The sequence below is a fragment of the Salmonella sp. 5800 genome, from assembly GCF_046558195.1.
GTDB lineage: Bacteria > Pseudomonadota > Gammaproteobacteria > Enterobacterales > Enterobacteriaceae > Salmonella > Salmonella enterica.
Genome location: NZ_JBGDOX010000001.1, coordinates 308067 through 320803, shown reverse-complemented (window position 1 = coordinate 320803; position 12737 = coordinate 308067). Strand labels below are relative to the sequence as shown.

The following is a 12737-nucleotide window of genomic DNA, read 5'->3' as shown; positions in this document are numbered from 1 at the left end:
TCAGGCACCTATCTTTTTAAACGTCAACGGAATTGCCGCGTGGTCGCCATAACGGGCGGTACAGGTTGCGACGTCATTGACGCCTGCTTTACAGGTAATTTCCGGCATCGGATAACGTGAACCGTCGGTGCAGCGCGCATTGCCGCGACTTTTAATCATCAGCTCGCCCGTTTGATGCAGACCAGAGAAAATTTCCGCCCGACAAACCACGTTATCGCCATGTACTACGCGCGCGATACCTTTGTTATTTTGGATCTGATAACGCAGAGAGGGCGGCTTGCCGGTAATCGGATCTTTGACATCCACGCTGACCCGCCAGCTACCGTTTAAAAAGCGCGTGGTTCCAAGCTTCATCTGCGTACTGTCCATCACCAGCGCGTCTTTGGGGATAGCGGCAATGATAACAGGCGCTTCCGGCAGCGGCGCCGCTTTGGGGGCGGGCGTCACCTCAGCGCGATGCAGCGGCAAATGCGCGATGAGTTCAGGCAATGGGGTAACGTCAGTTTTCGCGGTAGCGACAGGCGCGGCGCGAACAGGAGAGGACCCGTCAACGGATGAAGATGGCCAGAAAAAAGGCGTGGCGACGGCGGCGATAACCACGGCAGCGACAGGTAAGCTCCACAGCGGTAGACGGCGAGCTCTTTTCGCCTCAGCAACCGGGGTGGGGGTGGCCGACTTCGGTTCGCTAACGATAACGGGCGGCGCAACAGGTTCCTCCGGCATTTTCGGCGGCTCAATGACAGATGTTAACAAAGGTTCATCCGCCTGACTAAACGCCGCCTCTACCAGCGGCTTTTCTTCGGGCTCCGGCTCGACCAGAGGGATGTCGGGGATTGCCTCGGTTACCCGCAGGCAGTCCAGCACATCATCGCGTGTATTTTCGTTGAGATTAACGAATCCCCAGAAGGTGATAACCGGTTTGCCGTTAACCAGGAAAACATGATTTTCGCCGGGAAATTGCGTCGCTTTTTCAAGTAGCGAACCAAATAGCTGAAGCGCTGTTTTACCGGATTGCAGACTTTTGCGACTGAGTGCAGCCGCGCTTTCAAAAGTGCTGGCTAAATAACGTAAAGCCCGAGAACGTGTCTCTTCGTCAGCCGCTTTCCACGCTATCGCCTGACCTTCAATCGGCGAATACCAGTCAACCCGATCGCCATTATCGTTAAGTTGCGGAATCGCCAGACAGTCAACCATCGCCTGCTGTTTACGCAGACGAAGCGTTTCGCGAATTTGCAATGCTGATTCAAATACGGCCTGACCGCCGCCGCCCACGGCCTGATAATCATCCAGATTGCCGCTGCGCAAGAGAGATTTTGCCACGTTGTTATCCCTTAGACTTCTTCACGCGTCTACTTTACGGGGTCTATACGCAAGCAAACGGCGGAAGAAAGGCAAAAAGGCGCGAATTCTCGGTCTATTAAGCCCCGTGTTTCCACTTGACGTAAGTTAAATCAGGGGGGCGGCGGCGAATTACCGCATCGGGCGACAATAACGCGTATAATAGGCGAATCATGCTGTTACAGAATAAAGAGTAGGAGAGCTTATGTCGCACCTGGACGAAGTGAGCGCCCGCGTGGATGCCGCCATCGCGGAGAGCGTAATTGCCCATATGAATGAATTGCTGATTGCCTTGAGCGATGACGCTGAATTACGTCGCGAAGATCGTTATGTGCAGCAGCAGCGTTTGCGCACGGCTATCGCGCATCACGGCAGGCAATATCAAGAAGATCGGGACGCGCGCCGCGAGCAGCTCACCAAAGGCGGCTCGATCCTGTAACCCATTAAAACTGGCGCTTCGCAATCAGCCATGCGCCAATGACCAGCAACAGCGCGCCAAACGCCGGCCCGACCATTGCGCGTAACGTGACGCCGTGGCTACGCGCGATATCCAGCGCCAGTCCGCCGATTAACTGGCTGGCGACCAGTACCGCGATAGTCGTCGCGGCGCCAACGTTCTGATACCCGCTAATGCTGGCAAATACAAAAAATGACCCCAGAAAACCGGGGATCAATGTCCACCAGCGCACGCTGGCGACCAGCTCGCCGAAGCCCGTAGCGCCTTGCTTAAACCACAATATCGTCACAAATAAAACGATCCCTACCAGCGAGTTCAACAGCATAGCGATCAGAATCGTCGATGATGTCTGCGTAATACGCACCATAATACTGTTTTGTACCACCAGCCCGACGCCGGCGGCGATCAAAAAGATAAGCGTCAACGACTGGTTCATCAGCAGGCGTCCGGCGCGGCGTGTTCATCAAGCTGGAGCTGCATAAACGTAAGATCTAACCAACGGCCAAATTTTACGCCGACCTGCGGCATTTGCGCGGTGACGGTAAACCCCAGCGAATGATGCAGGCGTATTGAGGCGGCATTCTGTGACTCAATACCGGCCACCATCACATGCTTGCCGCAGCGTCGGGCTTCGTCGATCAGTCTGCTGAGCAGTTTTCGCCCCAGTCCTTTCCCCTGGTGCGCCGGATGAACATAAACCGAGTGCTCGACGGTATAGCGAAAACCGTCGAAACTGCGCCAGTCGCCAAATGATGCATAGCCAGTCACCACGCCATTTTCTTCGCTTACCAGCACCGGATAGCCCAGTAATTGACGGGCCTCATACCAGGCAAGGCGATTATCCGTATCGACCGTCCGATCGTTCCAGATGGCCGCAGTATGTAATACCGCATGGTTATAGATTTCGGTAATCGCGGCGCAGTCTGCTTTATCGGCAAAGCGAATCGTCATAGGGAACCCCAGGGAATGTTTACGATAGTGTTAGAAATACTATTGAAGGCGGCATAAATCAACGAATTAGCGCAAGAATTCATATTTAGCGAGAGGGGAAAGAAAGTCGTTCATAAAAGCGCACAGCCTGATATCTGAGAGTGTTTAACTCCCTCAGAAAGCTAATGTTCGACTATTATTGATGGATTATGCCAGGCATGAGGAGAATAGAATGAAGCAACAGACCAACCGAAATCGTCGTTGGGTTTTGGCCTCGCGTCCCCACGGCGCGCCACAGATGGATAACTTCCGCCTCGAAGAAGATGACGTCGCGACGCCCGGTGAAGGGCAGGTGCTATTGCGTACCGTTTTTTTATCACTCGACCCTTATATGCGTGGCCGCATGAGCGATGAACCCTCTTATGCGCCGCCTGTTGAACCTGGCTGCGTTATGGTTGGCGGTACGGTCAGTCGCGTTGTCGCGTCAAACCATCCTGATTACCGACCAGACGAATGGGTGTTGAGTTACAATGGTTGGCAGGATTATGACATTTCAGATGGCGAAGGGTTGGTAAAGCTGGGTGATAATCCGCAACATCCTTCCTGGTCATTGGGTATTTTAGGAATGCCGGGGTTTACCGCCTATATGGGGTTATTGGATATCGGCCAGCCGAAAGAGGGCGAAACGCTGGTTGTCGCCGCCGCCACTGGCCCCGTAGGCGCAACGGTTGGGCAAATTGGCAAGCTGAAGGGCTGCCGGGTCGTGGGTATTGCTGGCGGCGCGGAAAAATGCCGTCATGCAACAGACGTTTTGGGATTTGATCTGTGCCTTGATCATCACGCTGATAATTTCCCACAACAGCTTGCGCAGGCCTGCCCGCAGGGTATCGATATTTATTATGAGAATGTCGGCGGTAAAGTCTTTGACGCCGTCTTACCGCTACTGAATACGTCGGCGCGAATTCCGCTCTGCGGTCTGGTCAGCGGCTACAATGCGACAACGTTGCCGGACGGTCCAGACAGACTGCCTCTGCTGATGGCAACATTACTTAAAAAGCGTATTCGCCTGCAAGGTTTTATCATCAACCAGGACTATGGTCACCGGATACATGAGTTTCAGCAAGAAATGGGGCGTTGGATCAAAGAAGGGAAAATACATTACCGGGAGCAGATTACTGATGGGCTGGAAAATGCGCCAGAAGCGTTTATGGGGCTGCTGGCGGGGAAGAACTTTGGCAAAGTCGTGATACGTTTAGCGGACGATGCGTAAAGAAAAAATGGCGGCATTATGTCGCCATAAAAATGTGCAAATTTTAAAATTCCGGCTTTACTTATATTCATCATTCAGATCTCGGTGGGGCAGCTTATCTCCCTCAGCGGCCTGAACCGATCAAAAATCTCGATACATGAAGGAATGACGGAGATAAAACGGTTGCCATAAAGAAACCTGTATTGTTGTAAAAGATGAGAATATCACGCAAGTAAATTATCACTTTTATTTATTTGGCCGTTCAGGTCTGGATTATCTTTTTTACAATTAAGTTCCGAAACTTCTTCGGGACTCGATTGCGATGTTGTTCTGCCAAGAGGTGAAGGAAGGAAAATGCCGGGTACGGAAAAAACACAACATATAAGCCTGACCACACAGGTTGAAAATCGGTTAAAGCATCAATTGTCTATTGGCGCATTAAAACCAGGCGCAAGGCTTATCACTAAAAATATCGCTCAAGAGTTAGGCGTCAGTATTACGCCGGTGCGTGAGGCCCTGTTAAGGCTGGTCTCTTCCAGTGCTTTGGCGGTGGCACCAGCACAGGCGTTTATGGTGCCGGAGATCTCGCTGGAAAGTTTGCTGGAAATTAATACGATTCGTACTGCCCTGGAGGAGATGGCGGTGGTCGCCGCTGCGGGAAAGATTACCCCGGATCGCGAGCAAACGCTGAATACGCTATTAGATGAATTTCAACAGGCGCTGGAAAGTGGCGTTATGGATAAAATTCTTTTGGCCAACCGCGCATTCCGCTTTGAGATCTACCACTACGCGGATATGCCAACGCTGTATGCCATGATCGAGCAATTATGGGTACGCCTGGGGCCAAGCCTGCATTTTTTATATGATAATTTTAAACTTGATGATTATCAAAACGGCGTTAATCTGTACAGAAAATTGCTTAATGCGTTAGTGACTGGTGATAAAGAAGCCAGTCGCCACTGCTTACAGAACGTTTTGCAACAAAACGTAGCGACGATTAAAAATCAGTACTTCATGTAACCTTCATGCAACTATGACTTATCAATAGCGGGGGTTCCCCGCTATTGCCGGATATTTATTCAAATTGCCATGCCAGATTAATCCCCACGCCATAGTTACGCCCTGGCGCTGGCTCATAATATCGGCCATTAGATTCATTAACGATCACCGAACCGATATATTCTTTATCAAATAGATTATCTACCCGCCCAAAAATATCGACGGTAAGCTGACTGTAATTAAATTTATACCCTGTATTTAGTCCAACAACGGTATACGAAGGCGCTTTGGCGGTATTTTCATCATTGGCCATGATATCGCCCATATAGCGAACGTCTGTTCCGGCATACCACCCCTCATCCGGGATAAAACCTAATGAGGCGAATCCCATATTACGGGCGATGCCGGGCATTCGGTTTCCATCACAGTTTTGCCCCTGACAAACGTTACTGCGATAGGTCGCATCCAGCCAGGTCCATGATGCTTTCACCCGCCAGTCGCCGGCGAAGCGCTGGTCCAACGCGAGTTCTGCGCCCTGGCGGCGTGTTTTACCCGCGTTTTTGTAGGTAGTGCGTCCTCCCATACTACTGGCGACAACAATTTCATCATCGGTATCGGTTTGAAATAACGCGGCGGTCAACAAGCCGTTGCCAATCCGCGTTTTACTGCCGATTTCCACCGTATCATTGGTCGACGGTTTGAGGTCAAAGTTGAACCCGCTTTGGCCGTCAGCGCGATAAGAAAGCTCATTGATAGTGGGAGTTTCAAATCCGCGACCGGCAGCAAGATAGAGATTCCAGGCGTCAGTTAACGCATATTTTAGCGATCCGGCGGGTAGCCAGTGGTGATAGCTGGCGTCGCCGCTATCATCGCCATTGCCGGGCGCGATATAGTGATCGTTAGAATCGAACCACACGGAACTGTAGCGCACGCCAGCATCCAGCGAGAGTTTTTGCGTAAGCTGCCACTGGGTTTGCAGATAAGGATCGACATTCCACATCAGGTTACGCTCATCCCGGCGTAAATCGCCTTTATGCCCAAACTCAGGGGTGCCGTTGTTGAGGCGGAAGTTATTGTAACCCTTGCGGTTTTCGCTCATATTTTCATAATTTAATCCGCCAGTGAAGGTGACTGGCACACCTAATTCTCCCCGGTGAGTCCAGCGGGAATCAATGCCCTGATAGTGGCGTTGCAGTGTAATTACGCCGCCAGCCTGGGCCGGTTTTAGCTGTGCCACCAGGGGAATAGACTGGTATTGCGTGGTTTCCCGCTCTCCGGCGTAGGCCATCACGCTGATATCATCCTGCGCGCTGAGCTGACGTTCATAACGCAATCCTGCCTGAGTTTGTTTGATGGTTTTACGCGTATTGTACTGTTCAGCGCGCGGCGCCTGTTGCGGATCGGCTTTCCATTCAGATTCGGTGAGTCCGCCGGGATCGTCCGCCTTAATGTCCACACTATTAAAAATCAGCGAGAGTTTACTGACATCGTCAAGGCGCACGCCCAGTTTGGCATTAGCCAGATTTTTTTGCGCGCCGCTGTGATCGCGGTAGCCGTGGGTGGTGAAACGGGTAGTCGATACCGTGTAATCCACGTCGCCTGGCTGTGTGCCGTCACCCATCGCGCCCGTGGCTTTTAGCCCATAGCGCCAGCTTCCATAACTGCCGTAGTAGCTGCTGGCCTCAAGGGTAGGCGGCTGTCTCCCGGTTTCGGTGGTGACATTTATCACGCCGCCGGAAGCATTGCCGTATAGCGCTGAGAAGGGGCCGCGTAACACTTCAACGTCTTGTATGCTGTTAATATCAATATTCGAAATCTGGCCTTGTCCATCCGGCATGGTGGCGGGAATGCCATCAACATACAGACGAATGCCGCGCACGCCAAAGGCGGAACGCGAGCCAAATCCACGGATAGAGATTTGCAGATCCTGCGCGTAGTTCTGCCGGTTCTGCACCTGCAATCCCGGGACGCTGGTTAAAGACTCAGATAAATTGACGCGCGGCGTCGCCAGACGCATGTCTTCTCCCTCAATGACGCTAACGGCGGCAGGTGTATCCAGTTCGGATACGGTTTGCGGCGTTGCGGTGACTATCATGGTTTGTTCATTGGGCGCGCTGGCGGCCTGAAGGACCGGGGAGAAGGTCAGAGGCAATAAGAGGGCGGGATAAAGTCGCTGTCTAACGGAAATAATTTTCATGAAAATGCCGGATAAATGTAAGCGTATCAACGGAAAACGTGACATTAAGGGTAGTCAATATGTAAAGTTTTGAAATTTTAATCGCACATTAAGTTAAGAAAATGTGCGGTATTTAAGAGCCATGACATTCGCAGGCGAGGAAAAGCTCCACTTTCTGATAAATAATGATTATTATTCTCAACTTATAATAAGTGCGGAACGAAGATCCCGCGCAGTGAAGTAGTGTGAAGCAGCTATACACGTTTTGATCAAAGGGAGTCGTCATGCACTTACGTCATCTTTTTTCGCCGCGCCTGCGTGGTTCTTTATTGTTAGGTTCGCTCCTCGTCGCATCCTCATTTAGCACGCTGGCGGCGGAAGACATGCTGCGTAAAGCGGTAGGCAAAGGCGCTTATGAGATGGCCTGGAGTCAGCAAGAAAACGCGCTCTGGCTGGCTACATCGCAAAGCCGTAAACTGGATAAAGGCGGCGTAGTTTATCGTCTCGACCCGGTGACGCTGGAAATCACGCAAGCGATTCATAACGATCTCAAGCCGTTCGGCGCCACCATCAATGCCGCGACCCAAACGCTGTGGTTTGGCAATACCATTAACAGCGCTGTTACCGCGATTGATGCCAAAACGGGTGATGTAAAAGGTCGTCTGGTACTTGATGCGCGCAAACGTACTGAAGAGGTTCGTCCGTTACAGCCCCGTGAACTGGTTGCCGATGCGTCTACCAACACGATCTACATTAGCGGTGTTGGTAAAGAGAGTGCTATTTGGGTAGTGGATGGCGAAACCATCAAACTGAAAACGACGATCGAAAATACCGGCAAAATGAGTACGGGTCTGGCGCTCGACAGTAAAGCGCAACGCCTGTACACCACCAATGCGGATGGCGAATTTATCACCATCGATACCGCCAGCAATAAAATTCTCAGTCGTAAGAAGTTGCTGGATGACGGTAAAGAACACTTTTTTATTAACCTGAGTCTCGATACCGCAGGTCATCGCGCGTTTATCACCGACTCGAAGGCGACTGAAGTCCTGGTTGTCGATACCCGTAATGGCAATATTCTTGCCAAAATCGCGGCGCCTGCCTCTTTGGCCGTCCTGTATAATCCGACACGTAACGAGGCGTATGTGACGCACCGTCAGGCAGGGCAGGTCAGCGTGATCGATGCGAAGACCTATAACGTTGTTAAAACGTTCGATACGCCAACGTACCCGAATAGCCTGGCGCTATCGGCAGACGGTAAAACGCTCTACGTCAGCGTGAAGCAGAAATCGACACGTGAACAGGAAGCGACGCAGCCGGATGATGTTATTCGCATTGCTCTGTAAATAGGGTATGGAGGGGGAAACCCCTCCAGTCATCTCTTTAAACGCACCGATACGCCTCGTTACACCCCGCCGATAGCCTGATGATTCTGTGAGAATTACACTGCCTTTTTGCTGTAGTTAACTCATTATATTCACGAGGAAAATATGAAAAAGTTATTTATATGCTCAGGTTTGGGCATGATGTTTTTTATGCTTGCGGGTTGCACAACCAACTATGTGATGACGACGAAGAATGGGCAAACGATCGTAACTCAGGGTAAGCCGCAGTTAGATAAAGAGACGGGGATGACCAGTTATACCGATCAGGAAGGCAACCAGCGGGAAATTAACAGCAATGATGTGGCGCAGTTGATTAAGGCTGACTAAGCATTGGGCGCGATGCGGTGTTGGCGGCAACGCGCATTAAACCCGGCAGGCCTGGGGCTGCCGGGGAAGGGGAATGTTATGTCGCTGCTTCTTCTTTCAATACGACATTCTCTGTCGAATCCGCCGTCACTGGCGCAGTGCGATGGATCTCCGCCACGCGACGTCGCACGCCAAACCAGCCGGCGACCAGCAGAATAGCGATCAGCGGCAACGAGGCGATAGTGTAAGTTCCATTCGGGTAGTCAAACGCCATGAGTACCAGCACGCTTAGTAAAAACAGCAGCGTTAGCCAGGAGGTAAAAGGCGCGCCGGGCAGTTTAAAACTGACGTCTGCGGCTTTGCCTTCTTTTATCGCCTGGCGTAAACGCATCTGGCACACCATGATAAACGCCCACGACGCGATAATGCCGAGCGAGGCAAAATTAAGAACGATCTCAAACACACGGGAGGGGACCAGGTAATTCAGGAACACGCCGACCACGTAAACCACCAGAGTCGCCAGAATACCCGCATAGGGCACATGCTGTCGGCTCATTTTCGCCATGAATTTCGGCGCGGAACCCCCCATCGACATTGAACGTAAAATTCTCCCCGTACAGTAAAGCCCGGAGTTCAGGCTGGAAAGCGCGGCGGTTAACACCACGATATTCATAATACTGCCGATATAAGGCACGCCAAGTTTAGAAAAGAAGGTGACAAACGGACTTTGCCCCGCCTGATAGGCGTTCCACGGCAGCAGCAAAACCAGCAATACGACCGATCCTACATAGAAAAGACCAATACGCCAGATCACGCTATTGATGGCTTTTGGCACCATCGTCTGTGGATCTTTGCACTCCCCAGCGGCGGTACCGACCAGTTCAATCGACGCAAAGGCGAACACTACGCCCTGAATCAGTACCAGCGCGGGCAACAGGCCGTGCGGGAAAAAGCCGCCATTATCTGTAATCAGGTGAAAACCGGTGGCATTACCCTCAAGTGGTTGACCGGTACCGAGAAAAATCGTGCCTACCACCAGGAAGATAACAATGGCGAGTACTTTTATCAGCGCGAACCAGAACTCCATTTCGGCAAACCATTTTACGCCGATCATGTTCATGGTACCGACAATGGTTAACGCGCCGAGCGCGAACACCCATTGCGGAACGTCGCCAAATGCGCCCCAGTAGTGCATGTATAACGCCACTGCGGTGATATCGACGATCCCGGTCATCGCCCAGTTAATAAAGTACATCCAGCCTGCGACGTAGGCCGCTTTTTCACCCAAAAATTCACGGGCGTAGGAGACGAAACTCCCGCTGGAAGGGCGATGCAATACCAGTTCGCCCAGCGCGCGTAAAATGAAAAAAGAAAAAATGCCACATATCAGATAGACCAGCGCCAGTGCCGGTCCGGCCATTTGCAATCGGGCGCCTGCACCTAAAAATAAACCGGTGCCAATCGCGCCGCCGATAGCAATCATCTGAACCTGACGATTCCCCATCGCTTTGTGATACCCCTCTTCATGGGCGTTCAGCCAGCGTCGTTTCGCCGCATGTTGTTCTGCGGCGTGCGTAGTCTGTGTTTTCATTACGTTACCTGTTATAGCCTGTCCTGACAGAAAAATTCCTTATGCCGCGACGGGCGCTCACCAATCGATTGCCTGCAATGGCGAATGCCGCTTTTCCCTGATTCTGTGACAGGGATAAAACCGCCGGCGGAGCATCCTACCTGCAATTGTTAAATGACGCAAAACATACGGAAAGGACAAAATGAGAATGTCGAGTTTATTTGTGTGGTCAGATGTGGTGCGGTGTGGTCACGATTCAGCCAGATAAGACGCCAGCACAAATCCGCAGTGCTTGCGTTGCACAATAATTAACCAGCGCTAATCACTTGTGGGATTTATGGTCATAGATATAACCTCGAACGGTAAACTACCTGACGATATTGCAGCAGCATAAGATAAGGCCGTTGCGCCTGTTATTCTCATTTTCTCCTGAAAATATATGCCTTTGAGCAATTTTGTTGATTGACATATCGTCATAATGAGAGAGGAGTAGGACATATAAAGGTATTGAGCAAAATTTGAAGGAGCAGGATATGCCACATACATCAGTTTCTACCTATGCCAGAGCTTTATCAGGAAATAAGCTACCTCATGTTGCTGCAGGAGATTACGAAAATAAATTATCAACAAAAATCATGAAAGGCATCTTGTATGTGCTTACAGCAGGATTAGCCTACGGATTTACAAGAGTAATTGAACATTATTGCAATGTTACGCCTAAAGTTGCGGAGTTCTGTGCCAATGCAGGGACTATCCATAATCACCTTGCAGATGCTGTACGTGATGAACAATTTATTATAGATGTCGAGCTTTCTGATGGTCGGATGTTAACATTCGAACAACTCTCGCTGATGGCTGGACGTGAGCCAATCGTCAGGATATCGGATGGCGAACATACCGTAGAGGTTAAGGGGTCCTTTGAAGATATTTGTATGAGACTGGAAGAGGGCTTTTTTGAAGCGCCAGCGTACTATCATTATGATATTGATGAAAAATATAAAACCGTCAGAGAGCGAATAGCAGAATATAATGCCTTACCTCAGGCATTAGGCGCCATTCCGAGTTTAGAACATTATATCGCTCGGGCCAGCGACATGCAGGAGGCGAAAGTGCAATGGGCGGCCGACATAAAAGATCGTTACCATAACTATTTGGACAAGTATTAAAAAGCGTTTATGTTTAGCCAGTTTTGTTAGAAATCAGACTCGCTGAGCTGGCGTTAAAAATTTTAACACGCCGCTATTTTGGCGGCGTGCCGCAAAGAGATTCTCAGAACCGATTTCCGTTTGTAGGCCAAAATCCCACGTACCTCCGGCGCTGTAGCCGGCCTGTCTTATTTTTTTCAAAAGTATCCAACGCTATTCCACGGATAGGGTATCCTGTTGCGCAGCGATATCCGCCTCAGCCTGTGTGCCGAACGCAAGCATTAATGTTAATGGAAGCCTCAGATGACCTCTTTTTTACATGCTTATTTTACGCGATTACATTGTCAGCCGTTGGGGGTTCCTACGGTTGAAGCGCTCAGGACGCTTCACTTAGCGCACAACTGCGCGATTCCTTTTGAAAATCTGGATGTTCTACTGCCTCGTGAAATACAGCTCGATGAGACGGCATTAGAGGAGAAACTGCTTTATGCCCGACGCGGTGGATACTGTTTTGAACTGAATGGCCTGTTTGAACGTGCGTTACGCGACATCGGTTTTAACGTCCGAAGCTTATTGGGGCGGGTCATTCTGTCTCATCCCGCCAGTTTACCGCCACGCACGCACCGTTTACTGCTGGTTGATGTTGAGGATGAGCAGTGGATCGCTGACGTGGGGTTTGGCGGCCAAACGCTAACCGCGCCGCTTCGTCTGCAGGCCGAAATTGCCCAGCAGACGCCGCATGGTGAATACCGCCTGATGCAGGTGGGGAGCACATGGATTTTACAATTCCGCCACCATGAGCACTGGCAGTCGATGTACTGTTTTGATCTGGGGGTGCAGCAGCAGAGCGATCATGTGATGGGCAATTTCTGGTCGGCTCACTGGCCACAATCCCATTTTCGTCATCATTTGTTGATGTGCCGCCATTTGCCTGATGGCGGCAAGCTGACATTAACGAATTTCCACTTCACGCGTTACCACCAGGGACATGCCGTTGAACAGGTCAATGTACCGGATGTACCGTCGTTGTATCAGTTACTTCAGCAGCAGTTTGGTCTCGGCGTAAATGATGTAAAGCACGGTTTTACCGAGGTGGAGCTGGCCGCGGTAATGGCTGCATTTGATACCCATCCGGAGGCGGGAAAATAATTTTTTGCCGCGAGGATTTGCGGGCCTGACAAC

12 protein-coding genes are annotated in these 12737 nt (G+C 50.9%); 7 read left to right on the top strand and 5 right to left on the bottom strand.

The window, feature by feature from the left end; genetic code table 11:
- Positions 1-1320 carry a virulence-associated effector SrfA gene (gene srfA, locus ACLJZ5_RS01570; protein WP_024797938.1) on the bottom strand — a complete coding sequence of 440 codons (1320 nt, stop codon included), beginning with the start codon at positions 1318-1320 and terminating at the stop codon, positions 1-3.
- 223 nt (positions 1321-1543) lie between these two features.
- Here srfA and ACLJZ5_RS01565 point away from each other — a divergent pair, with 223 nt between their 5' ends.
- Positions 1544-1777: a YdcY family protein gene (locus ACLJZ5_RS01565; RefSeq protein ID WP_024797939.1), complete on the top strand. Its 234-nt coding sequence runs from the start codon at positions 1544-1546 to the stop codon at positions 1775-1777.
- A 4-nt stretch (positions 1778-1781) separates the two neighbouring features.
- Here ACLJZ5_RS01565 and ACLJZ5_RS01560 read toward each other — a convergent pair whose 3' ends face one another.
- Together ACLJZ5_RS01560 and mddA are read right to left on the bottom strand one after the other, a co-directional pair.
- A complete protein-coding gene (locus ACLJZ5_RS01560; protein WP_017441332.1) occupies positions 1782-2231 on the bottom strand; it encodes a DMT family transporter in 450 nt (149 codons plus the stop codon).
- Positions 2231-2746 carry an L-methionine sulfoximine/L-methionine sulfone acetyltransferase gene (mddA, locus tag ACLJZ5_RS01555; RefSeq protein ID WP_000155373.1) on the bottom strand — a complete coding sequence of 172 codons (516 nt, stop codon included), beginning with the start codon at positions 2744-2746 and terminating at the stop codon, positions 2231-2233. Before mddA ends, ACLJZ5_RS01560 begins: the two co-directional genes overlap by 1 nt.
- Before the next feature lie 211 nt (positions 2747-2957).
- Between mddA and ACLJZ5_RS01550 the strand changes: the two genes are divergently transcribed.
- A complete protein-coding gene (locus tag ACLJZ5_RS01550) occupies positions 2958-3995 on the top strand; it encodes an NADP-dependent oxidoreductase (protein ID WP_017465903.1) in 1038 nt (345 codons plus the stop codon).
- 333 nt (positions 3996-4328) lie between these two features.
- Complete coding sequence (gene mcbR / locus ACLJZ5_RS01545) at positions 4329-4994, top strand: colanic acid/biofilm transcriptional regulator McbR (RefSeq protein ID WP_024797940.1); 666 nt, start codon at positions 4329-4331, stop codon at positions 4992-4994.
- A gap of 55 nt (positions 4995-5049) precedes the next feature.
- Here the strand turns inward: mcbR and pqqU are convergent, their stop codons facing one another.
- Positions 5050-7170: a TonB-dependent receptor PqqU gene (gene pqqU / locus ACLJZ5_RS01540; RefSeq protein WP_024797941.1), complete on the bottom strand. Its 2121-nt coding sequence runs from the start codon at positions 7168-7170 to the stop codon at positions 5050-5052.
- Positions 7171-7433: 263 nt separating this feature from the next.
- Between pqqU and ACLJZ5_RS01535 the strand changes: the two genes are divergently transcribed.
- Both ACLJZ5_RS01535 and ACLJZ5_RS01530 read left to right on the top strand, forming a co-directional pair.
- Positions 7434-8495: a YncE family protein gene (locus ACLJZ5_RS01535; RefSeq protein ID WP_000550642.1), complete on the top strand. Its 1062-nt coding sequence runs from the start codon at positions 7434-7436 to the stop codon at positions 8493-8495.
- Positions 8496-8639: 144 nt separating this feature from the next.
- Entirely contained in the window at positions 8640-8861 is a 222-nt protein-coding gene (locus ACLJZ5_RS01530; RefSeq protein WP_000732362.1) for a YgdI/YgdR family lipoprotein, read from the top strand.
- Positions 8862-8937: 76 nt separating this feature from the next.
- Here ACLJZ5_RS01530 and ansP read toward each other — a convergent pair whose 3' ends face one another.
- A complete protein-coding gene (ansP, locus tag ACLJZ5_RS01525; protein ID WP_000857110.1) occupies positions 8938-10431 on the bottom strand; it encodes an L-asparagine permease in 1494 nt (497 codons plus the stop codon).
- A 512-nt stretch (positions 10432-10943) separates the two neighbouring features.
- Between ansP and steA the strand changes: the two genes are divergently transcribed.
- Both steA and nhoA read left to right on the top strand, forming a co-directional pair.
- The gene (steA, locus tag ACLJZ5_RS01520) at positions 10944-11576 is read left to right on the top strand and encodes a type III secretion system effector SteA (protein WP_001120860.1); all 633 of its coding nucleotides are present in this window, start codon (positions 10944-10946) and stop codon (positions 11574-11576) included.
- A gap of 282 nt (positions 11577-11858) precedes the next feature.
- Entirely contained in the window at positions 11859-12704 is an 846-nt protein-coding gene (nhoA, locus tag ACLJZ5_RS01515) for an N-hydroxyarylamine O-acetyltransferase (protein WP_024797942.1), read from the top strand.
- The last annotated feature ends 33 nt before the right edge of the window (positions 12705-12737 follow it).